Origin of the sequence: Citrobacter sp. MGH104, from assembly GCF_001034485.1 — a bacterium.
GTDB classification, from domain to species: domain Bacteria; phylum Pseudomonadota; class Gammaproteobacteria; order Enterobacterales; family Enterobacteriaceae; genus Citrobacter; species Citrobacter freundii.
The window spans coordinates 2,083,441-2,105,359 of record NZ_KQ089818.1; the positions used below are offsets into that span (position 1 = coordinate 2,083,441).

Genomic DNA, 21,919 nt, shown 5'->3' on the forward strand with positions numbered 1-21,919 from the left:
AGGCGAAAAAAAACCGGGCGTAACCCGGTTTCTTCAACAACACAGAGCGCATTACGGCTTGGCGACAAAACCAATCGCTTCGTAAACGGCTTTCAGCGTAACAGACGCACGTGCGCTGGCTTTTTCCGCACCGTCTTTCATCACTTTCTGCAGGAAAGCTTCATCGTTACGGAAACGGTGATAACGCTCCTGAAGCTCGGTCAGCATACCGGAAACGGCCTCTGCGACTTCACCTTTCAGATGACCATACATTTTGCCTTCGAAGTGCTGTTCCAGCTCCGGAATGCTCTGGCCGGTAACCGCAGAGAGGATATCCAGCAGGTTGGAAACGCCCGCTTTGTTCTGCACGTCGTAGCGTACAACAGGCGGCTCTTCAGAGTCGGTCATCGCGCGTTTGATTTTCTTAACCACAGATTTCGGATCTTCCAGCAGACCGATCACGTTGTTGCGGTTGTCATCCGACTTGGACATTTTCTTCGTCGGCTCCAGCAGCGACATTACGCGCGCGCCGGATTTAGGGATGAACGGCTCAGGCACTTTGAAGATCTCGCCATACAGGGCGTTGAAGCGCTGGGCGATATCGCGGCTCAGTTCCAGATGCTGTTTCTGATCTTCGCCAACCGGTACCTGGTTGGTCTGATACAGCAGAATGTCTGCCGCCATCAGTACCGGATAATCAAACAGGCCGGCGTTGATGTTCTCCGCATAGCGTGCGGATTTATCTTTGAACTGGGTCATACGGCTCAGCTCGCCGAAGTAGGTGTAGCAGTTCAGTGCCCAACCTAACTGTGCATGCTCCGGTACGTGAGACTGCACGAAAATTGTACTTTTTTCAGGATCGATACCGCATGCCAGGTACAGCGCCAGCGTATCGAGCGTTGCTTTACGCAGCTGCTGAGCATCCTGACGAACGGTGATGGCATGTTGGTCAACGATGCAGTAGATGCAATGGTAGTCATCCTGCATGCTCACCCACTGACGCAGCGCACCCATATAGTTGCCAATGGTCAATTCACCTGAGGGCTGTGCGCCACTAAAAACGATGGGCTTAGTCATTTTTTGATTCCTGATTTTCGCTATGCGGAAGCCCGAGAGCGGGCAGTAGTTCATTAATACGGTCGTAAATAACGTCGGGCTGGCTCAGCGCGATCGACTCACCGTAGTTGTAGCCATAGGTCAGGCCAACGGACGGACAGCCAGCAGCTTTTGCCGCCTGAATATCATTGCGTGAATCCCCTACGAAGAGCATTTGCTCAGGCTTGATGCCAAGCTTGCTTGCCACCAGCAGCAGCGGATCCGGATGCGGTTTTTTATTCTGCACGTCGTCACCACCGATGACCACGCTAAAGTATTTGGCGATATCTAATGCTTCGAGTAATGGCGCGACAAACGGGGTCGGTTTGTTGGTCACCAGACCCAGCGGCAATCCTTTCGCATGCAGCGCGCCCAGCGTGTCGGCAACATCAGGGAACAGGAATGTCCCCTCTTCTGCGACATCACCGTAGTATCTGTCGAACAGCTTACGCAAAATACGTACCTGTTCCTCAGCGGGAATATCATCATCAACGGGCGGTTTACCCATCGTTTTACGTAATGTCGCGCGCTCCTGACGAGACCACGCCAGCGCGCGCTCCATCAGTACATCTGCACCGTTACCAATCCAGGTGATAACGCGTTCTTCTCCGGCAACCGGCAATTCCAGCGCATACAGCGCCATATCCACCGCTGCGGCTAATCCCGGCGCGCTGTCGACCAGCGTGCCGTCGAGGTCAAATGCAGCGCCCCGAATATCCTGAAACTTATCCATGACTTACCTTCGCCAGTTCATTGCGCATTTCATCAATGACTTTTTTGTAGTCTGGTTGGTCGAAAATCGCGGAGCCTGCGACAAACATATCTGCGCCTGCCGCGGCAATTTCGCCAATGTTGTTCACTTTGACACCGCCGTCCACTTCGAGGCGGATATCGTAGCCAGATTCATCAATGCGACGACGCACTTCGCGCAGTTTATCCAGCGTTTGTGGGATGAAGGACTGCCCGCCAAAGCCTGGGTTAACGGACATCAGCAGGATCACATCAAGCTTATCCATGACGTAGTCCAGATAGCTCAGCGGCGTTGCCGGGTTGAACACCAGGCCCGCTTTACAGCCATGCTCTTTGATCAGCTGTAAAGTGCGATCGACATGCTCGGAGGCTTCCGGGTGAAAAGTAATGATGCTGGCACCGGCGGCGGCGAAGTCCGGGACAATACGATCGACCGGTTTCACCATCAGGTGAACATCAATCGGGGCAGTGATGCCATATTTACGCAGCGATTTCAGTACCATCGGTCCGATGGTCAAGTTCGGTACGTAGTGATTGTCCATGACGTCGAAGTGCACAACGTCGGCACCGGCAGTCAGTGCTCTCGCGGTGTCCTCACCCAGGCGGGCAAAATCAGCCGACAGAATTGAGGGGGCGATCAAATACTGTTTCATCCGCTTCTCCTTGAGATTTATTTCTTCGCAGGCGTTACGACTCCTGGTTTATACAGTGCCAGCAGTTCGTTCACCTTTTTACGCGTGCCGCCATTGCTGCTTATGCTGCGCCGCACTTTGACCTGAAAATGTTTCGCCGCTCGGTACCATTCACGGGTATCGGGCGTGTCATGGTTCGAAATTAACACTGGGATCTGCTTACTGACCAGCTTTTCTGCCATCTCGGCCAAATGCGCCTGTTCTTTCGGGCTAAAGCTGTTGGTGTGATACGCAGTGAAATTTGCCGTCGCCGAAAGTGGTGCATAAGGCGGGTCGCAATAGACCACAGAGTTGCTATCCGCACGGTCCATGCACTCTTCATAGGAGAGGCAATGGAACTCCGCATTCTGCGCTTTCTCAGCAAAATGGTACAACTCGGCTTCCGGGAAGTAAGGTTTTTTATAACGCCCAAACGGGACGTTAAACTCGCCGCGCAGGTTATAACGGCATAATCCGTTGTAACCAAAACGGTTCAGATACAAGAACAGCACTGCTCTGCGGAACGGATCCTGGCTGGCATTAAATTCTTCTCTGAACCGATAGTACACCTCAGCCTGATTGGTTTCAGGCATAAACAGCTCACGAGAAGCCTGCACATACTCATCGGTACGCGTCTTCACGATGTTATAGAGACTGATAAGGTCGCTGTTGATATCGGCAAGAATATAACGAGAAAAGTCGGTGTTGAGAAACACCGACCCGGCACCCACGAAAGGTTCAATCAGGCACTCACCCTGAGGTAAATGCCGTTTGATATCATCAAGCAGGGGGTATTTCCCCCCTGCCCATTTCAAAAAAGCGCGATTTTTTTTCATGCTGACTAACTAATTACACCTTCTCCGGCTGTGGAGAAAGCTCCGACAGCATCCTGCGCTTTAGTCTTTGTCCCGCAATTGGGCGAAACAGCAAACCATTGCAGAACATATCCTATCTTACTTCAAATCGGCCTGAACCTGGTGCAGCGGTTTTGCCCACGGGTTTTTCGCCTGAATATCAGCGGGTAACGTAGACACTGCACGTTTCGCATCTTCTTTAGACGCATACACGCCTGTCACCAGAACATACCACGGTTGACCGTTACGCGTCGTCTGGTACACCACATAGTTCTTCAGGTTTTCTTTCTTCGCCCAACCGTTCAGATTGTCGTAGTTAGAAGAACTGCTGAGCTGCAGCGTGTAATGGCTGGACGGCGCAGATTTTAACGCTCCAACGTTACCTGCACTTTTCGCTCCGCCAGCAACAGGTGTTGTCGTTGTTGCTGTCGCCGTTGGCGCAAGCGTTGCGGTCTGTGCTGGCGCCGTCGTGGTTGCTTTCGGCTCAGCGGTCGCTTTCGGCGTAGCGGTTACCACAGGCGCTTTGGTTGTGGTAGTCGGCGCAGTTGCGGTTGGTTTTGCCTGGGCAACAGGTTTCGGCTCTGTCGGCGTCGCTTTCACCGTAGTTTGCGGTTTGCTCTTCGGCTCAATTACGGCCTGTTTACGTTCCTGATGCGTAGCCGCAGGACGTTCAGTCGTTTCCGTTTTCGCAGTCTGGCGCGCAGCATTACCATTACGCATCGGCGCAACGGTCGCAGGTTCGGTCGGCAGCGTAGAGTTAACCACAGCGTTGTTAACTTGCTCCTGGCCTTGCGGTTGTGTCAGAGCGTTGTTCAAATCGCCCTGCACTTCAACACGCTGCTGCCCTTCAGTTGCCGCAGGTGCCTGACCTTGAGTCGGGGTAGAGGAAATCGGTGGCAGGGAAACATCCTGCTGGGTATTGCCAGCAGTCTGCTCTGCGCCCGTTGCAGGTGTCGTTGCACTCGCCTGATTCGTTGCATTGCTGCCAGAGAGATCGATGCTCTTCTCACCAGATGCTGCCTGCTCATTGGAAGAAGATGAGGGGGCTTTCAGCGCAGAACCAATGCCGATAATCAGCAGCAGCAGTACCAGAACCCCTACGCCCATCATCATATACTGGCGGGAGGCAGGCTTGCTGGCGGCTTTCTTACGCTTGCGCGGACGACGTTCTACACGCTCTTCATCCACGGTATCGTCATCAGATTCATACTCTTCTTCAATGTTCTGCTCTTCATCACGCTCTTTGCGTGCGCGCGCAGGACGGCGATCGTCAGCATCCAGATCAACATCATCAAAATTGATTTGCGGCTCATTATCGCGTTCAGACGATTGACGAGAACGACCAGTACGACGATCGCTGGGATCGGGTTTCAGCTCGTCTTCTGGTTTGAATTCATCCATTTAACACCCCACTCAAAGGTTAATGCTTACGACTTTGCACATAACCTGAAGCTAAAAGACCTACGTTTCGCAACGTAAGCCTGACCTTTCTTGTTGTTACGCCTGCTGGCAATCAGCAATAGCGTTAAGAACCACCTCGTGCGACACTCCGCCGCGCACTTCACTCTTCCCTATCGCTCGCGGAAGCACCAAACGAATCTCTCCCGCTAACACTTTTTTATCTCGCAGCATGTGCGGCAGATAAGCCTCAGTGGACATTTCACGCGGCCCATTCACCGGTAAGCCTGCTCGCTGTAACAGCGTAATGATGCGCTGCGTATCAGCGGAGGTGAACTGACCCAAACGTTCAGACGTACGGGCAGCCATTACCATACCTGCTGCAACTGCTTCACCATGTAACCAATTGCCATAACCCATTTCAGCTTCGATCGCATGGCCAAACGTGTGCCCCAGATTCAGTAAAGCACGTAAGCCCATTTCGCGCTCGTCTGCTGCGACAACTTCTGCTTTCAGCTCACAACAACGACGAATACAGTACGCCATCGCCGGACCGTCCAGACGCAACAACGCATCCAGATTGTCTTCCAGCCAGCTGAAAAATTCACCGTCAAGAATGATGCCGTATTTGATCACTTCCGCCAGCCCCGATGCCAGCTCACGCGCAGGAAGCGTTTTCAGACAATCGAGATCCACCACCACGGAGGCCGGTTGGTAAAACGCGCCAATCATGTTTTTACCGAGGGGATGGTTTACGGCGGTTTTGCCGCCAACGGAGGAGTCGACCTGCGACAACAGGGTTGTCGGGACTTGAATAAAACGAACACCACGTTGATAGCTGGCTGCCGCAAAACCGGTCAGATCGCCAATCACGCCGCCGCCAAGGGCAACTAACGTGGTATCACGACCGTGCGGTTTTTGCAGTAACGCGGTGAAAACCGTATCCAGAACCGTCAGGCTTTTATGCTGCTCGCCATCGGGAAGGATAACGCTATCAACGTTAACACCCGCCTGTTCAAGTACGCCGCGAACCTTATCGAGATAAAGGGGGGCCAGGGTTTCGTTGGTCACCAACATAACCTGATCGCCCGATTTCAGCGGTAAGAATGAAGCTGGCTCATTGAACAAACCAGCCGCGATGGTGATAGGGTAACTACGTTCCCCGAGAGTGACTGTGATCCTCTCCATTACGCGACATCCACCTTAGTTACATGTACCCGCAGACGAGTGTGTATTCAGCCAGAATTAGTTGCTTTCCAACATATGAATAATCTGGTTTGCTACGACTTTTGCGCTCTGATCGTCGGTTCGAATGGTCACGTCAGCAATCTCTTCGTACAGAGGATTGCGTTCGTCAGCCAACGCTTCCAGAACTTCACGAGGCGGTGATTCTACCTGCAGCAACGGGCGTTTCTTGTCACGTTGAGTACGCGCAAGTTGTTTTTCAATTGTCGTTTCAAGATAGACCACGACGCCACGCGCGGAAAGACGGTTACGTGTTTCACGTGATTTTACAGAGCCACCGCCAGTTGCCAGCACAATACCCTGTTTTTCCGTCAACTCGTTGATGACTTTTTCTTCGCGATCACGGAAGCCGTCTTCACCTTCTACATCGAAGACCCAGCCCACATCAGCTCCGGTTCGTTTCTCAATCTCTTGATCAGAATCGTAAAATTCCATATTGAGTTGTTGAGCTAACTGGCGCCCAATAGTGCTTTTTCCGGCACCCATAGGCCCAACCAGAAAGATATTGCGTTTCTCTGCCATTTTTTCGGTACTACTAAGACTATTCGTTAATGGTAAACCCGCTTCGCAGACACCCAGCGCAGCAGGACATGAACTGAAACCTCATAAGATATTGCGAGAGTCAGACTGAAAATTATCTCAATACTCAAGCGGGTTTGGCAACTGAATAAATCACCAAACCTAACGCATTTCTGGTCGTGGCAGGCTTGCTACCCTGCAAACATCAGACCTGGCGACGTATCGCGCAGCCAAATGACACCCAATAAGCCTATGGCACACCACCGGAAAGGCAAAGCGTATTCACTGCCGCATAAGTAAAGAAAAGTACCGACGCTCAAATCGGTACTCCTTGTATGCTAAATACACCCTCACGTCAAATCCCTGAAACGTGTTCAGTGCAAAAACAATGGCTTTTCATGCATAAGTTATTCCGTTGAAACCAGTCTGGGCGTTATAAAGACCACTAATTCGCGCCGTTCATCTTCTTTACCATCATGGCGAAAAAGAGAGCCAAGCCAGGGAATGTCGCCTAATAGCGGCACGCTGTCGGCTGCGGATTTATTCTTATGTGAAAAAATCCCGCCAAGCGCAATCGTCTCGCCGCTTCTTACCTCGACCTGCGTTTCAATCTCTTGCTTGTCGATAGCCAACACTTCGCCATCAGCCTGCTGTAGAACCTGTCCCGGAACATTCTGGCTGATATGCAGTTTCAGCCTGATTCTCCCTTTCTGCAACACCGTTGGCGTCACCTCCATCCCCAGTACCGCTTCCTTGAACTCGACGGATGTCGCACCGCTTTCACCGCTGGAAACCTGATAAGGGATCTCACTGCCCTGCTTAATACTGGCAGGTTGCAGGTGAGATGCCAGTAATCGTGGACTGGCAATGATATCCAGTTGCTGTTTTTGCTCCAGCGCAGACAACTCCAGTTCCAGTAAACGACCGTTAATACGGCCAATGTTAAATCCCACACGGGATGTGGCGGTGGCTGCAGAGAGATCGCTGGCAAGCGTTGTGACATTCCCAACCGCCCCCGGTTGTTGTGCGTCAGCCAGTGACCACTTCACCCCCAGCTCACGCAAACTTTTCTCATTAATGGTGACGATATGCGCCGCCAGTTCAACCTGGGCAACCGGCAAATCCATTTGCGCCACCCACGTTTCCAGGGTGTTGAGAACAACACGATTGTCACGCAGCAGTAAGCGGTTGGTTCGTTTATCCACCGTCATGCTTCCTTTGGCACTGAGCAGCTTTTCTCCGGCTTTTACCAGCTCGGTGGCATCAGCATAGTGCAAAATGATGCTGCGATGTTCCAGCGGAAGACTAGCCTGAATCCGCGCCTGCTCGTTTTCCTGACGAGCCGCATTTTCACTCTGCCATTGAACAGAATGCACATGCAGAATATTGCCCTCCTGGCGTAATACCAGACCGGCGCTTTTCACCACCGTCTGCAATGCCTGCTTCCAGGGGACATCCGTCAAATGCAGCGACAGCACACCGCTGACATCCGGCGAAACCACCAGGTTTTTTTGTTCCTGTTCAGCCAGCGCCTGCAATACCTGCGTAACCGGCACATCATCGACTACCAGCGTCACGTTTTGCGGTTTCGTCGCCAGCGCGCTTGTTATCCCGACCGCCAGTACCATTACTATCAACGCTATCCATCGCTTCATTTACCGCTCCTTGTCGCTGCCACTGCCACCGCGGCGGTTCGCAGTTTTTTTCTGTGTCGAGGGTTATGTTCTGGGCCGTTATCTGCATAATCGTCCAACCGTTTTTCAGGACGTCATTTCGCTTAACCCGCCGCCATTTTTTCTGGCTATCCTGAACAATGCCGATGGGTCGCGTGCCCTGACTCACCATGCCCTGAAAACGCCATGTCGACAGCTCAGCAATTTGACAACGGTCCTCCGGCGGCAGGAAGGGATTACGCATACCGGTAAGCATCAGTACGCTTACGCATATCAACAGCCAGCGCTCAACCATCATTCAGGCGCTCCAGCTGTAGCGTTAGCAGCAACTCCGTGCCTTCTGCGGTAAGCGAAAATCGGCTGACGTTCATCCCCTGAGCCGCCAACTGGACAAACGTCAGCGGGATAGCATCCCAGGCCGATATCAGCGCCATCTCTCCCCCCTGAGCTGAGGGTTGCCAGTGGATAAGACGGGTAAGTGAATTCTGAAACAGCAGCGGGGAGAACAGGGTCAGTTTCTCTTCAGGCTCTGCTGGTGATGCCGCCAGCAGATATACATCTCGCCATTGCATCTGAATAGCCGCACGTTGCTGGACCAGCGACTCGCGTTGCATAGTCCGCTCCCGCGCTACGGGGTAAAGACATAGCGTCACCAGTATGAGTAACCCCAACATCCAGCCGCACCAGCATATGATTCGAAAGCGTGGCGACTGCGCTAACCAGACATCACAGAGCGTTATCATGCGCACCGCTCCGTGTCAGTCGAAAGTGGAATTGCCAGCGTCCCTGCGCATCCTGCTGCGTTTCTCCAGGGCTGTTCAACATAAACAACGGCAACTGGCGTAATTGCGCTTCCAATGCCTTCAATGCGGCAAAGTTCAGTGTGTTTCCCGTCAGTTCCAGCGTGTCCTCCTGCCAGGTCATTTTTGTTAACCACGCCTGCTCCGGCAGTAATTCCGCCAGCCCTTGCAAAGCCCGCTGCCAGCTTCGGGTCTGCTCACGCTGTTTGTTCCGCGCCTGAACCTGCTGTCATCGTTGCTGGCGCTGTTGCATACGCGGCTTCAGCGCCATGAGGACCTCGGCCCGCGTCTTTTCGGCGTCTGCCAGCAACAATTCAGCCCGATTTTCTACACTCAAAGCGCTGTAATAGCGCAACAACACGCCAATACTAAGCAAGAGTGAAGCGCTAAATAAGATGCCCCAGAAGCGCAGGCAAGCGTAACGCCGAGCCTGACGCCAGGGCAGAAGATTAATGGTCGCAATCATCAGTACACGCCCCCCATAGCGAGTCCCAGCGCAATGGCGAAGTGATGGCTTTGCGTTGGAATGGGCGGCTGGCGTACAAACACGGCGCTTAAAGGATCGAAGCCGCCGGGGGAGCATTGCGCAATGGCTGTCGTGGGCAGAGATAATGTCGTGGCAAGCTCCTCGATACAGCTAATATCGCCCGTTGATTTACGTCCCCATGCTGAACGGGTCGCCCATAACCACTGGGCATCATCACGCCATACCAGACACTGGTGATGCTCCGGCAGGAAGGGAATAAATCGCTGTAACGCGCTGGCGTCCGGGGTAATCGCCGTAACCTGCACCTTAAGGGTTTGGATAAGCGTCAGAAGCGCTGAAATCTCTTTGCTTTGCGCAGCAGTGACGTTAAACGCCGGGCTCAACGTGTCTTCGCTATAATCAAAATGCAGCGCATCCGGCGCCATATCCAGTTCACGCGCCATCGAACCGGACAACCATGCGGTTTGCTCTGGCTCGCGTAACGTCATTGTCGGACGAGGAAACTTTTTTTGTAACGTCCTGTTGGCGGGAAAAGAGAGATGAATATGGTGTCGGCGAGGGAGCTCCCGACTCCACGACAGTAGCGCGGCGACCAGCTGTTCAGGCTCGCGAATGTGACCATCGACGATAACCTGAGGCGTCAGCGGAATACGCCACCAGCGTTGCAGATACCAACCTGATGCTTCGCGAACGATAGCGACAGCCAGCACTTCATGTTGCTGAATATGCAGACCAATTTTCCAGATATTGAAAGCCATTGCTGATGATCTCCTTATCACCCGTCGCTTTAACGGGTATATCAATGCGTCTGGCTTGCCTTTATACTACCGCGCGTTTGTTTATAAACTGCCCAAATGCCACTAAATGGGAAATCTCCAGTGAAGTTCGTAAAGTATTTATTAATCCTTGCAGTATGTTGCATCCTGCTGGGAGCAGGCTCGATTTATGGCCTTTATCGCTATATCGAGCCGCAATTACCTGACGTCGCGACGCTCAAAGATGTGCGTTTACAGATCCCGATGCAGGTTTACAGCGCTGACGGCGAGCTAATCGCGCAGTATGGCGAGAAACGTCGAATCCCGGTCACGCTGGATCAGATGCCGCCGGTAATGGTTAAAGCCTTTATCGCCACAGAAGACAGCCGCTTTTATGAGCACCACGGGGTGGACCCGGTGGGGATCTTCCGTGCGGCCAGCGTAGCATTGTTCTCTGGTCACGCGTCGCAAGGGGCGAGTACCATTACCCAGCAGTTGGCGAGAAACTTCTTCCTGAGCCCGGAACGTACGCTGATGCGTAAGATCAAAGAAGTGTTCCTGGCGATCCGCATTGAACAACTGCTGAGTAAAGACGAGATCCTCGAGCTGTATCTGAACAAGATTTACCTTGGGTATCGCGCCTATGGCGTGGGTGCTGCCGCGCAGGTCTATTTCGGTAAAACGGTGGATCAACTCAGCTTAAGTGAAATTGCGGTGATTGCCGGTCTGCCAAAAGCGCCGTCAACCTTCAACCCTCTCTATTCGATGGACCGGGCAACCGCGCGACGTAACGTTGTACTGTCGCGTATGTTGAGCGAAAACTACATCACGCAGGCCCAGTACGATCAGGCGCGCGGCGAGGCCATTGACGCCAACTACCACGCGCCGGAAATCGCTTTCTCTGCACCGTATCTGTCTGAAATGGTGCGCCAGGAGATGTATAACCGTTATGGTGAAAAAGCCTATGAAGACGGGTATCGCATCACCACCACCATTACACGCAAAGTACAGCAGGCAGCTCAGCAGGCAGTACGCAACAACGTGATGGATTACGACATGCGCCACGGCTACCGCGGCCCGTCGAACGTGCTGTGGAAAGTGGGCGAAAGCAGTTGGGACAGCAAAAAAATCACCGATACGCTGAAAGCGCTGCCGACTTATGGACCGCTGTTACCGGCGGTTGTTACCAGTGCCAATCCTCAGGAAGCCATTGCCGCGCTGGCGGATGGTACGTCAGTGTCATTACGCATGGATGGTATGCGCTGGGCGCGTCCTTACCGCTCGGATACTCAACAAGGCCCAACGCCGCGTAAAGTGACCGACGTAGTACAGGCCGGCCAGCAAATCTGGGTACGCCAGGTGGGCGATGCCTGGTGGCTGGCGCAAGTGCCAGACGTCAACTCCGCATTGGTCTCCATCAATCCGCAAAACGGCGCGGTGCTGGCACTGGTTGGTGGTTTTGACTTCAACCAGAGCAAGTTTAACCGTGCAACGCAGGCGTTACGCCAGGTGGGTTCTAACATCAAGCCATTCCTGTATACCGCCGCGATGGATAAAGGTCTGACGCTGGCGAGCATGCTCAACGACGTGCCAATCTCCCGCTGGGATGCCGGTGCTGGTTCCGACTGGCAGCCGAAGAACTCCCCGCCGCAGTACGCCGGTCCTATCCGCTTACGTCAGGGGCTGGGTCAGTCGAAAAACGTGGTGATGGTACGCGCCATGCGCGCCATGGGCGTGGATTACGCGGCAGAGTATCTGCAACGTTTCGGTTTCCCGGCACAGAACATTGTGCATACCGAGTCACTGGCGCTGGGTTCGGCTTCGTTCACACCGTTGCAGGTGGCGCGCGGTTACGCAGTGATGTCTAACGGCGGCTTCCTGGTCGATCCGTATTTCATCAGTAAGATCGAAAGCGATATGGGCGGCGTTATCTTCGAAGCGAAGCCGAAAATTGCCTGCCCGGAATGCGATATTCCGGTGATTTACGGCGATACCCAGAAATCTAACGTGCTGGAAAACAGTAACGTAGAAGATGTCGCTGTCTCGCAGGAACAGCAGAATGCTGCCGTGCCTATGCCACAGCTTGAGCAGGCTAACCAGGCACTGGTCGCGCAAAGCGGCACACAGGAATACGCTCCGCACGTGATCAACACACCGCTGGCCTTCCTGATTAAAAGCGCGCTGAACACCAATATATTTGGTGAACCAGGCTGGATGGGAACCGGTTGGCGCGCAGGTCGCGATTTACAGCGTCATGATATCGGCGGGAAAACCGGAACCACCAACAGCTCTAAAGATGCGTGGTTCTCCGGTTACGGACCAGGCGTGGTGACGTCAGTATGGATCGGCTTTGATGATCATCGCCGCAACCTTGGTCATACGACAGCTTCCGGCGCGATCAAAGACCAAATCTCCGGCTACGAAGGCGGTGCGAAGAGTGCGCAGCCAGCATGGGATGCCTACATGAAGTCCGTGCTGGAAGGCGTGCCTGAACAGCCGTTGACGCCGCCACCGGGTATCGTAACGGTCAATATCGATCGCAGCACAGGACAACTGGCAAGCGGTGGCAATAGCCGCGCAGAGTACTTCATTGAAGGCACTCAGCCGACGCAACAGGCGGTGCATGAAGTGGGGACGACCATTATCGATAATGGTGAGACGCACGAACTGTTCTGATCAAAAAAGGCGCTTAGGCGCCTTTTTTGTTGTTCGTGTATTAGCTGCAGAGAAATTAAAGCCGCCCCTGCCCTTTCAGCCATTCGCGTACGAGGAACAACGCACTGACATTACGCGCTTCGTGAAAATCAGGATCTTCCAGCAGGTCCATCAAATGCGCCAGCGGCCAGCGCACCTGCGGTAATGGCTCAGGTTCATCACCCTCCAGCGATTCAGGATATAAATCTTCTGCCACCACGATGTTCATCTTGCTGGAGAAATAAGATGGTGCCATGCTGAGTTTCTTTAAAAACGTCAGATCTTTTGCGCCAAACCCCACCTCTTCTTTCAGCTCCCGATTCGCCGCCTCAAAAATGCTTTCGCCAGGATCGATTAATCCCTTAGAAAAACCCAGTTCGTAAGATTCGGTCCCGACTGCGTACTCGCGGATGAGGATCATGTGGTCGTCAACAATCGGCACAATCATTACCGCTTCACGCGTGGATGGACGCATACGTTCATAAACGCGGCGTACGCCATTGCTGAACTCAAGGTCCACGCTTTCGACTTTAAACAGCCGGGATTGGGCGACGGTTTCCACTTTCAAAATCGTGGGTTTCTGTAATGATTTGCTCATTGTGAGGATCTTTGCTGTGAAATCTGGGGTTATTGTGCGATATACCGCACGGTTTCGGCAATGTGAATTGCCGTTTATTTACATTTATGTAACGTACTAAAAGTTAATCCCTATTTCAAATTAAAAGTCAATAGGTTGAAATAACTCCAGGAATTTGCTGATATTCCATTTTTAGTGATTTTGCTATGATTCGCTTTTACTGGGCTGTACTTAAAGATGCTCAAGTTCGACTCCACACTTGCCGATAGCCAACCACAGAATCACGAATATTGAACAGGGTGCGACTGACCACGCCTGACAGACTAAGTAAGATGGGGAAAGCATGAGCACCATTCTGATTTTTTTAGCTGCTTTGCTGGCCTGCTCATTGCTTGCAGGATGGCTACTCAAATCAAAATCCAGGCAGAAAAATTTACCCTTGAGCAGCGTCTTCTCAGACGCCTCGAAACGTAAACTCGCGCCTGAAGAACGCACTGCCGTCGAAAACTATCTCGAAAGCCTTAGTCAAATTCAGCAAGTACCTGGTCCAACTGGAGCCAGTTCTGCGCCAGTCTCATTAACGTTGAATGCCCAAAGTAATAGCGTCATCGTGCTTACTCGTTCGATTACACGTTACGGCATCACTACCGACGATCCTAACAAATGGCGCTACTATCTTGATTCCGTTGAGGTACACCTTCCCCCTTTCTGGGAACAATACATCAATGACGAAAATAGCGTTGAGATAATCCATACCAATACAATACCGCTGGTTATCTCGTTGAACGGCCATACGCTGCAGGAATATATGCAGGAAGCGCGTGGCTATGCGTTGCAGCACACCGCTTCTACCCAGGCATCCATTCGTGGTGAAGAAAGTGAGCAGATTGAACTGCTGAATATTCGCCAGGAAACCCATGAAGAATATGCGCTCAGCCGCCCTTCGGGATTGCGCGAGGCGTTGCTGATAACCGCATCATTCCTGCTGTTCTTTTTCTGTTTGGTTATCCCGAATACGTTTGTTCCATGGGCAGTCGGTGGCGCGGTGTTGCTGTTAGCTGCGGGCCTGTGGGGATTATTCGCCCCGCCGTCCAAAACCGCCCTGCGGGAAATTCATTGTTTGCGCGGTACGCCGCGTCGCTGGGGGTTGTTTGGCGAAAACGACCAGGAGCATATTAATAATATCTCGCTGGGTATTATCGATCTGATCTACCCACCTCACTGGCAACCTTACATCGCCCAAGACCTTGGCCAGCAAACGGATATCGATATTTATCTCGATCGCCACGTTGTCCGCCAGGGGCGTTTTTTATCTCTGCACGATGAAGTCAAAAATTTCCCGTTGCAACATTGGCTGCGCAACGCCGTCATCGCGGGCGGCTCGTTGCTGGTACTGCTGATGCTGCTGTTTTGGATCCCGCTGGATATGCCGATAAAGGTCACGCTTTCCTGGATGAAGGGCGCGCAAACTATCGAAGCCACCAGCGTTAAACAGCTCGAAAACGCGGGCGTTCGTGTGGGTGACACGCTGCACCTGAGCGGTACGGGTATGTGTAATATTCATACCCAAGGGAGCTGGAATGCGCAGCCCACCACGCCGTTTATGCCTTTCGATTGCTCGCAAATTATCTGGAATGACGCACGCGCATTACCGCTGCCCGAATCCGATCTGGTGAATAAGGCCACTGCGCTCACGCAGGCCGTGAACCGCCAGCTGCATCCCAAACCTGACGATGACTCTCGCGTCAGCGCATCGCTACGCTCGGCAATCCAAAAGTCCGGCATGGTGTTACTGGACGATTTTGGTGAGATTGTCCTGAAAACGGCCGATCTGTGTGCAGCCAAAGATGAATGTGTACGCTTAAAGAATGCGCTGGTTAACCTCGGTAACAGCAAAGACTGGGCCGCGCTGGTAAAGCGAGCGAACGCAGGCAAACTGGATGGGGTGAACGTGCTGCTGCGTCCGGTAAGCGCTGAGTCGTTAGATAATCTGGTGAATACCTCTACGGCACCATTTATTTCACGCGAGACTGCGCGAGCGGCCCAGGCGCTGAATAGCCCTGCTCCCGGCGGTTTCCTGATTATCAGCGATGAAGGCAGCGATCTGGTCGATCAGCCGTGGCCGACGACCTCGCTATATGACTATCCTCCCCAGGAACAGTGGAACGCCTTCCAGCGCCTGGCGCAGATGCTGATGCAGACACCATTTCGCGCAGAGGGGATCGTCACCAATATTTCGACTGACGCCAATGGCACCCAGCACATTGGCCTGCACCGTATCCCGGATCGTTCAGGGTTATGGCGCTACCTTGGCACGACGCTGCTGATGTTCTCCATGCTCGGATGCGCTGTCTACAACAGCGTGCAGGCATTCAGACGCTACCAGCGTCACCGCACCCGCATCGCGGAAATTCAGAGCTACTACGAAAGTTGCCTGAATCCAACGCTGATTGACGACACGGAAAGCCTGATTCGATAACACGCTCGCACGACAGGATATGCTACTCTGTCGCGCATCATGTTTTCTTGTGGGGAGTTTCCATGCATATCAATATTGCCTGGCAGGATGTCGACACCGTGTTGTTAGATATGGACGGCACGCTGCTCGACCTGGCATTCGATAACTATTTCTGGCAAAAACTGGTGCCGGAAACCTATGGCGCGAAGCAGGGTATCTCTCCCCAGGAGGCCCAGGACTATATTCGTCAGCAGTATCATGCCGTGCAGCATACGCTAAACTGGTACTGCCTGGATTACTGGAGCGAGTGCCTGGATCTGGATATTTGCGCCATGACAACGGAACAGGGACCGCGCGCCGTTTTGCGTGAAGATACCGTACCGTTTCTTGATGCTTTAAAAGCCAGCGGCAAGCGCCGTATTTTGCTCACCAACGCGCATCCGCATAATCTGGCGGTGAAGCTGGAGCATACCGGTCTGGCCTCACACCTTGATTTATTACTTTCCACCCACACATTTGGTTATCCCAAAGAGGATCAGCGGTTATGGCACGCTGTGGCTGAAGAAACGGGAATGAGTGCAGAGAAGACGCTGTTTATTGACGACAGCGAACCCATTCTCGACGCCGCTGCTCTGTACGGTATTCGTTACTGCCTCGGCGTGACCAATCCCGACTCCGGCATCGCCGAAAAGCAGTACGCACGCCATCCGTCACTGAATGACTACCGCCGACTGATCCCCTCACTGATGTGAAGGAGACGCCATGAAAGAAAAGCCCTCTGCTGAAGTCAGGCTGGATAAATGGCTGTGGGCTGCACGCTTTTACAAAACGCGTGCGCTAGCCCGCGAAATGGTTGAAGGCGGTAAGGTGCACTACAACGGCCAGCGCAGTAAGCCGAGCAAGATTGTCGAGCTGAACGCCACCCTCACCCTTCGCCAGGGAAATGACGAGCGAACGGTCATTATCAAGGCCATAACCGAGCAGCGTCGCCCGGCAACGGAAGCCGTTACGCTGTATGAAGAAACCGCGGAAAGCGTGGAAAAACGCGAAAAAATGGCGCTGGCGCGTAAACTTAACGCGTTAACCATGCCGCACCCGGACAGACGACCGGACAAGAAAGAGCGCCGCGACCTGTTACGATTTAAACATGGCGACAGCGAGTGACTGTCACCTGCAAGAGAGATGATTATGCCGCAACATGACCAATTACATCGTTATCTGTTTGAAAACTTTGCCGTGCGCGGCGAGCTGGTGACCGTTTCGGAAACCCTGCAACAGATCCTCGAAAATCATACTTACCCGCAGCCGGTCAAAAACGTACTGGCTGAGCTGCTGGTTGCCACCAGCCTGCTCACCGCTACGCTGAAGTTTGCCGGTGATATCACTGTGCAGTTGCAGGGTGATGGTCCGCTGAGCCTGGCCGTCATCAACGGTAACAACAATCAGCAGATGCGCGGCGTGGCCCGCATGCAGGGTGATATTCCTGAAGATGCCGATTTGAAAACCCTGGTGGGCAACGGCTACCTGGTGATCACCATTACCCCGGAAGAAGGCGAGCGTTATCAGGGCGTGGTCGGTCTGGAAGGTGACACGCTGGCAGCCTGTCTGGAAGACTACTTCATGCGTTCCGAACAGCTGCCGACACGCCTGTTCATCCGCACTGGCGACGTTGATGGCAAACCCGCTGCTGGCGGAATGCTGCTGCAAGTGATGCCGGCGCAAAACGCACAGGCAGATGATTTCGATCACCTGACCGCCCTGACCGAAACCATCAAGGCCGAAGAGTTGCTGACGCTGCCGGCCAACGAAGTGCTGTGGCGCTTATACCACGAAGAAGAGGTTACTCTCTACGATCCGCAGGACGTTGAGTTCAAATGCACCTGTTCACGCGAACGCTGCGCAGGCGCACTGAAAACGTTGCCGGACGAAGAAGTTGACAGCATTCTGGCGGAAGAAGGCGAGATCGATATGCACTGCGATTACTGCGGTAGCCACTATCTGTTTAACGCCATGGATATTGCAGAGATCCGCAGCAACGCCTCCCCTGCCGATCCACAGGTGCATTAATCACCGTCTTGCCTGAAGGCGCTTATCAGGCCTACGGAAAAACTGTCGTAGGCCGGATAAGGCGTTCGCGCCGCTATCCGGCAAAAACGCGGTCGGCAACACACTCACTCGGTGTAATAAGTCATCGCAGTCTTTTGCCATCAATAGTGATATCCCGCCAGATTCTGGGGGCTGAACCCAGTTGCTGATTCGCCACCGCCTGCAGCAATTTATCCTTATTGAATCCTTCAGGTAGCCTGGCAACAGCTAACAAATCCCATTTGTTTTTCTGCATGCCGAAGACCAGACTCTCCCCATCGCCAAAAGCATATAGCACCTGCTCAGGATGACCATCCGCATTGAGGTCCTGACTCACCAATACGCACGCATTCTGCTCAGCACAAGAGGTGATGCGATACCCCTGTGCTTTGACAAACGTCCAGAACGCATCGTCTGGCTTCTCGCTCCCCGGAGCAATCACAACCTTCGATACTAACTGTGTTGCGGTTAGCTCTTTAACCGGATCCCGGCTCCCTTGCAGCAGAGAATTCAAGTCGCGTCTGCGCTTACTGTCTTGATTAAACGCCACATCTTTTTGTAATGCTTCCAACGCTGCGCGCCCCGGTTTTCCGCTGTGATCCAACATATACAGGCTGACCTGATCCGGTTTGATTTTCCCGCTGTGATACAGCCCCATATGGCTGTTAACGCTGATACGCCAGGCATCAATAACCGGCGACGACAGCAGAACCAACAGCCCCAATGCCAGCAACGAAACGCCAAGAATGACCGGCCCCTGAAGCTCAAGCGGATTGCGCCCGCGGCGTAAAATGCTGGCCAGATAGCCAAACGACCATACCAGCAGTACCACGACCACCAGCACGCCATACAAACGCTCAGGCGTCCAACCGTACTGCTGTATTCGCACCCACAGTGACCAACCGGCAATCAGCATATAGATGGGCGCGACAATCAGAGAGCATTTGATCAGGTAGCGTAACGCGCCAGGATAGGGTAACGCCTCTTTTTGCGGTTCACGCACGATAGCCATCAACAGCAACAGGAGCAGCGTCAGCGTTGACATCAACCCGGCCGCAGACACGCGTTGCGAAATAGCCTCCAGTCCGGTGAAGGGCAAGGTCAGTATGAACATCAGCGCCAACAGCGCGACCAGAGGTAACAGACCGGTGGCAATAAACGTCAGTAATTTTTGTACCGCCGTGACCAAACGCGACTGTGTACGAGCCAGTACCACTGCCAGTGCGGTAATCAGACCAAAGGCCACATAGCCAAACCAGTCGGTATCAAAGAAGAGCGTGCTGAAGAAGGGAATACCGACCAGCTTAAACATCTCGCTCCATAGCAGGAGCACCAGCCAGAACAGACCGTTGGCGACAAAGACAATCAGCAACGTCAACGCATTAAGCCACAATTGCCGATAAAAATGCGGGTAACGCGCCTGCTCACGAGAGACATGAAGCGAGTACTGAATCCAGGGCAAGGCAAGCATCGCCATCAGCAGTAAGCGCCAACCGTAGAACATAAAAACTTCATGTTGCCGCCACTTATCACTGTCCTCGACTTGCCACTTTAGCCAGACGCTCATCGCCAGCACCACAACAAAGATCAGCGCCATCCAATACCACAGCGCGCGTTGTTTGAAAGAAACGACAGTAAGCAAAAGTGCCGAGGTGATCGCAATCGTCGCAGGCATGCCATAGAACAGCCAGCCGTCGTTATGGGGCACCAGATATGTCATCAGCAGGTAGCATAATGCCCCCTGCAGCAGGCCGATAAATATCATGCCCAAACGCGTTGTACGTGAAATTTCAGCACTATCCATGTTAGTTTCCAGAATGAAGGGAAAAGCTAATTATCGCATCAACTTCACAATTTTGAGCATTGGTAGGCTGATTTCAGACTAACGCGACGGGAAGTGAATCGATATTGTATATGTATGAGTTACGTTATTTTCTTACGTGAATGCGATTACACTCACAAGATTCCCGCCAAAAACACTCTTCATTAACGTTTTAAGAACATTTTCCACAACAAAAAAGGGTTTCCTGCCATAATATCCGCCTCTTTGTGACAGGAGTCGCAGCGTATTCGGTAACCCGTGATTTTCCCGGATGCGTAAATCTATGAGCCTTGTCGCGGTTAGCAATCCCTAAAAAACCTTACTATTCCAGGTAATACATATTGGCTAAGGAGCAGTGAAATGCGTGTGAACAACAGTTTAACCCCGCAAGATCTCAAGGCTTATGGTATCAATGACGTTCAGGATATCGTTTACAATCCAGACTACGACACGCTTTTCCAGGAAGAACTTGATCCAAACCTGGAAGGTTATGAACGTGGCGTGTTAACGAATCTGGGCGCCGTTGCCGTTGATACCGGTATCTTTACCGGACGTTCGCCAAAGGATAAGTACATTGTCCGTGACGACACCACGCGCGACACGCTCTGGTGGTCCGACAAAGGTAAAGGTAAGAACGACAACAAACCGCTCTCCCCGGAAACCTGGCAGCATCTGAAAGGATTAGTTACCCAGCAACTTTCCGGCAAGCGCCTGTTTATCATTGATGCATTCTGCGGCGCTAACGCCGATACCCGTCTTTCCGTGCGCTTCATTACCGAAGTTGCCTGGCAGGCGCATTTCGTCAAAAACATGTTCATCCGCCCAAGCGACGAAGAGCTGGTTGATTTTAAACCGGATTTCATCGTGATGAACGGCGCTAAGTGCACCAACCCACAATGGAAAGAGCAGGGTCTGAACTCTGAAAACTTCGTGGCTTTCAACCTGACTGAGCGTATCCAGCTGATTGGCGGCACCTGGTACGGCGGCGAAATGAAGAAAGGTATGTTCTCCGTGATGAACTACCTGCTGCCGCTGAAAGGCATTGCCTCCATGCACTGCTCGGCAAACGTCGGGGAAAAAGGTGATGTGGCAGTCTTCTTTGGCCTGTCCGGTACCGGTAAAACAACGCTGTCCACCGATCCGAAACGCCGCCTGATTGGCGATGACGAACACGGCTGGGATGACGACGGCGTATTTAACTTCGAAGGCGGTTGCTACGCGAAGACCATCAAATTGTCTAAAGATGCCGAGCCAGAAATCTACAACGCAATTCGTCGTGACGCGCTGCTGGAAAACGTCACCGTGCGCGAAGATGGTTCCATCGACTTCGACGACGGTTCCAAAACTGAAAACACCCGCGTTTCCTACCCGATTTATCACATCGATAATATCGTTAAGCCAGTGTCAAAAGCGGGTCATGCAACGAAGGTTATCTTCCTGACTGCCGACGCATTTGGCGTGCTGCCGCCGGTTTCTCGCCTGACCGCAGACCAAACTCAGTACCATTTCCTGTCTGGCTTCACCGCCAAACTGGCCGGTACCGAACGCGGCGTTACCGAACCGACCCCAACCTTCTCTGCCTGCTTCGGCGCAGCATTCCTGTCTCTGCACCCAACGCAGTATGCAGAAGTGCTGGTGAAACGTATGCAGGCGGCAGGTGCGCAGGCGTATCTGGTTAACACCGGCTGGAACGGTACTGGCAAACGTATCTCTATCAAAGATACCCGTGCGATTATTGACGCCATCCTGAACGGTTCGCTGGATGACGCAGAAACGTTCCGTCTGCCGATGTTTGACCTGGCTATCCCGACCGAGTTGCCGGGCGTGGATACGCGCATTCTCGATCCGCGTAATACCTACGCGTCTCCAGAGCAGTGGCAAGAAAAAGCCAATGCACTGGCGAAACTGTTTATCGAGAACTTCGAGAAATACACCGACACCCCTGCGGGTGAAGCGCTGGTTAGCGCCGGACCGAAGCTGTAACGAAAAATGCCGGATGGCGGTTGCCACATATCCGGCCTACAGCAACAAAAAGGGAGGCATTTCGCCTCCCTTTC

General features: G+C 53.0%; 18 protein-coding genes and 2 pseudogenes. 6 read left to right on the top strand and 14 right to left on the bottom strand.

What is annotated here, in order from left to right; translation table 11 throughout:
• Window positions 1-51 precede the first annotated feature (51 nt).
• The 12 genes and pseudogenes from trpS to SK34_RS09895 all read right to left on the bottom strand — a co-directional run bounded on the left by trpS (window position 52) and on the right by SK34_RS09895 (window position 10,229).
• On the bottom strand, window positions 52-1,056 hold the full coding sequence (gene trpS / locus SK34_RS09840; RefSeq protein WP_003023564.1) for a tryptophan--tRNA ligase: 1,005 nt from the start codon (window positions 1,054-1,056) through the stop codon (window positions 52-54).
• Window positions 1,049-1,807: a phosphoglycolate phosphatase gene (gene gph, locus SK34_RS09845; protein ID WP_003837920.1), complete on the bottom strand. Its 759-nt coding sequence runs from the start codon at window positions 1,805-1,807 to the stop codon at window positions 1,049-1,051. Before gph ends, trpS begins: the two co-directional genes overlap by 8 nt.
• Window positions 1,800-2,477: a ribulose-phosphate 3-epimerase gene (gene rpe, locus SK34_RS09850; protein WP_003023561.1), complete on the bottom strand. Its 678-nt coding sequence runs from the start codon at window positions 2,475-2,477 to the stop codon at window positions 1,800-1,802. Before rpe ends, gph begins: the two co-directional genes overlap by 8 nt.
• A 17-nt stretch (window positions 2,478-2,494) precedes the next feature.
• Complete coding sequence (dam, locus tag SK34_RS09855; RefSeq protein WP_003023558.1) at window positions 2,495-3,331, bottom strand: adenine-specific DNA-methyltransferase; 837 nt, start codon at window positions 3,329-3,331, stop codon at window positions 2,495-2,497.
• A 117-nt stretch (window positions 3,332-3,448) separates the two neighbouring features.
• Entirely contained in the window at window positions 3,449-4,750 is a 1,302-nt protein-coding gene (gene damX, locus SK34_RS09860) for a cell division protein DamX (protein WP_048232917.1), read from the bottom strand.
• 96 nt (window positions 4,751-4,846) lie between these two features.
• Window positions 4,847-5,935 (bottom strand): 3-dehydroquinate synthase, encoded by a 1,089-nt coding sequence (gene aroB / locus SK34_RS09865; protein ID WP_003837915.1) that lies wholly within the window; start codon window positions 5,933-5,935, stop codon window positions 4,847-4,849.
• Between the two features lie 57 nt (window positions 5,936-5,992).
• On the bottom strand, window positions 5,993-6,514 hold the full coding sequence (gene aroK, locus SK34_RS09870; protein ID WP_003023552.1) for a shikimate kinase AroK: 522 nt from the start codon (window positions 6,512-6,514) through the stop codon (window positions 5,993-5,995).
• 404 nt (window positions 6,515-6,918) lie between these two features.
• Window positions 6,919-8,166, bottom strand: coding sequence for a DNA uptake porin HofQ (gene hofQ / locus SK34_RS09875; protein WP_048232919.1), 1,248 nt, complete (start codon window positions 8,164-8,166; stop codon window positions 6,919-6,921).
• Complete coding sequence (locus SK34_RS09880) at window positions 8,069-8,482, bottom strand: HofP DNA utilization family protein (protein WP_032948200.1); 414 nt, start codon at window positions 8,480-8,482, stop codon at window positions 8,069-8,071. The genes hofQ and SK34_RS09880 overlap by 98 nt, the downstream gene beginning before the upstream one ends.
• The gene (locus tag SK34_RS09885) at window positions 8,472-8,927 is read right to left on the bottom strand and encodes a HofO family protein (protein ID WP_048232921.1); all 456 of its coding nucleotides are present in this window, start codon (window positions 8,925-8,927) and stop codon (window positions 8,472-8,474) included. The genes SK34_RS09880 and SK34_RS09885 overlap by 11 nt, the downstream gene beginning before the upstream one ends.
• Window positions 8,911-9,450, bottom strand: a pseudogene (locus tag SK34_RS09890) (PilN domain-containing protein). The gene SK34_RS09885 and the pseudogene SK34_RS09890 overlap by 17 nt, the downstream one beginning before the upstream one ends.
• A complete protein-coding gene (locus SK34_RS09895) occupies window positions 9,450-10,229 on the bottom strand; it encodes a type IV pilus biogenesis protein PilM (protein WP_003847992.1) in 780 nt (259 codons plus the stop codon). Before SK34_RS09895 ends, SK34_RS09890 begins: the two are co-directional and overlap by 1 nt.
• Before the next feature lie 120 nt (window positions 10,230-10,349).
• On the opposite strand from SK34_RS09895, the gene mrcA reads away from it, so the two are divergent.
• The gene (mrcA, locus tag SK34_RS09900) at window positions 10,350-12,902 is read left to right on the top strand and encodes a peptidoglycan glycosyltransferase/peptidoglycan DD-transpeptidase MrcA (RefSeq protein WP_003837905.1); all 2,553 of its coding nucleotides are present in this window, start codon (window positions 10,350-10,352) and stop codon (window positions 12,900-12,902) included.
• Between the two features lie 55 nt (window positions 12,903-12,957).
• Here the strand turns inward: mrcA and nudE are convergent, their stop codons facing one another.
• Window positions 12,958-13,518 carry an ADP compounds hydrolase NudE gene (nudE, locus tag SK34_RS09905; protein ID WP_003023537.1) on the bottom strand — a complete coding sequence of 187 codons (561 nt, stop codon included), beginning with the start codon at window positions 13,516-13,518 and terminating at the stop codon, window positions 12,958-12,960.
• 322 nt (window positions 13,519-13,840) lie between these two features.
• On the opposite strand from nudE, the gene igaA reads away from it, so the two are divergent.
• The 4 genes from igaA (at window position 13,841) to hslO (ending at window position 18,022) form a co-directional block, all read left to right on the top strand.
• Window positions 13,841-15,976: an intracellular growth attenuator protein IgaA gene (igaA, locus tag SK34_RS09910; protein ID WP_048232923.1), complete on the top strand. Its 2,136-nt coding sequence runs from the start codon at window positions 13,841-13,843 to the stop codon at window positions 15,974-15,976.
• Window positions 15,977-16,038: 62 nt separating this feature from the next.
• On the top strand, window positions 16,039-16,707 hold the full coding sequence (gene yrfG, locus SK34_RS09915) for a GMP/IMP nucleotidase (RefSeq protein ID WP_003023533.1): 669 nt from the start codon (window positions 16,039-16,041) through the stop codon (window positions 16,705-16,707).
• Window positions 16,708-16,717: 10 nt separating this feature from the next.
• Complete coding sequence (hslR, locus tag SK34_RS09920; RefSeq protein WP_003837900.1) at window positions 16,718-17,119, top strand: ribosome-associated heat shock protein Hsp15; 402 nt, start codon at window positions 16,718-16,720, stop codon at window positions 17,117-17,119.
• Between the two features lie 24 nt (window positions 17,120-17,143).
• Window positions 17,144-18,022 (top strand): Hsp33 family molecular chaperone HslO, encoded by an 879-nt coding sequence (hslO, locus tag SK34_RS09925; RefSeq protein ID WP_003023531.1) that lies wholly within the window; start codon window positions 17,144-17,146, stop codon window positions 18,020-18,022.
• Between the two features lie 104 nt (window positions 18,023-18,126).
• Here hslO and SK34_RS09930 read toward each other — a convergent pair.
• A pseudogene (locus tag SK34_RS09930) lies at window positions 18,127-19,844 on the bottom strand (DUF4153 domain-containing protein).
• A 378-nt stretch (window positions 19,845-20,222) separates the two neighbouring features.
• On the opposite strand from SK34_RS09930, the gene pckA reads away from it, so the two are divergent.
• The gene (gene pckA, locus SK34_RS09935) at window positions 20,223-21,845 is read left to right on the top strand and encodes a phosphoenolpyruvate carboxykinase (ATP) (protein WP_003023529.1); all 1,623 of its coding nucleotides are present in this window, start codon (window positions 20,223-20,225) and stop codon (window positions 21,843-21,845) included.
• Window positions 21,846-21,919: the final 74 nt, after the last annotated feature.

Excerpts from the sequence above, each read along its gene's own strand:
- hslO (WP_003023531.1), top strand. The coding sequence starts at position 17,144 with ATGCCGCAACATGACCAATTACATCGTTATCTGTTTGAAAACTTTGCC.
- hslR (WP_003837900.1), top strand. The coding sequence starts at position 16,718 with ATGAAAGAAAAGCCCTCTGCTGAAGTCAGGCTGGATAAATGGCTGTGG.
- yrfG (WP_003023533.1), top strand. The coding sequence starts at position 16,039 with ATGCATATCAATATTGCCTGGCAGGATGTCGACACCGTGTTGTTAGAT.
- SK34_RS09895 (WP_003847992.1), bottom strand. The coding sequence starts at position 10,229 with ATGGCTTTCAATATCTGGAAAATTGGTCTGCATATTCAGCAACATGAA.
- hofQ (WP_048232919.1), bottom strand. The coding sequence starts at position 8,166 with ATGAAGCGATGGATAGCGTTGATAGTAATGGTACTGGCGGTCGGGATA.
- igaA (WP_048232923.1), top strand. The coding sequence starts at position 13,841 with ATGAGCACCATTCTGATTTTTTTAGCTGCTTTGCTGGCCTGCTCATTG.
- aroB (WP_003837915.1), bottom strand. The coding sequence starts at position 5,935 with ATGGAGAGGATCACAGTCACTCTCGGGGAACGTAGTTACCCTATCACC.
- trpS (WP_003023564.1), bottom strand. The coding sequence starts at position 1,056 with ATGACTAAGCCCATCGTTTTTAGTGGCGCACAGCCCTCAGGTGAATTG.
- aroK (WP_003023552.1), bottom strand. The coding sequence starts at position 6,514 with ATGGCAGAGAAACGCAATATCTTTCTGGTTGGGCCTATGGGTGCCGGA.
- gph (WP_003837920.1), bottom strand. The coding sequence starts at position 1,807 with ATGGATAAGTTTCAGGATATTCGGGGCGCTGCATTTGACCTCGACGGC.
- nudE (WP_003023537.1), bottom strand. The coding sequence starts at position 13,518 with ATGAGCAAATCATTACAGAAACCCACGATTTTGAAAGTGGAAACCGTC.
- SK34_RS09880 (WP_032948200.1), bottom strand. The coding sequence starts at position 8,482 with ATGATGGTTGAGCGCTGGCTGTTGATATGCGTAAGCGTACTGATGCTT.
- rpe (WP_003023561.1), bottom strand. The coding sequence starts at position 2,477 with ATGAAACAGTATTTGATCGCCCCCTCAATTCTGTCGGCTGATTTTGCC.
- dam (WP_003023558.1), bottom strand. The coding sequence starts at position 3,331 with ATGAAAAAAAATCGCGCTTTTTTGAAATGGGCAGGGGGGAAATACCCC.
- pckA (WP_003023529.1), top strand. The coding sequence starts at position 20,223 with ATGCGTGTGAACAACAGTTTAACCCCGCAAGATCTCAAGGCTTATGGT.
- damX (WP_048232917.1), bottom strand. The coding sequence starts at position 4,750 with ATGGATGAATTCAAACCAGAAGACGAGCTGAAACCCGATCCCAGCGAT.
- SK34_RS09885 (WP_048232921.1), bottom strand. The coding sequence starts at position 8,927 with ATGATAACGCTCTGTGATGTCTGGTTAGCGCAGTCGCCACGCTTTCGA.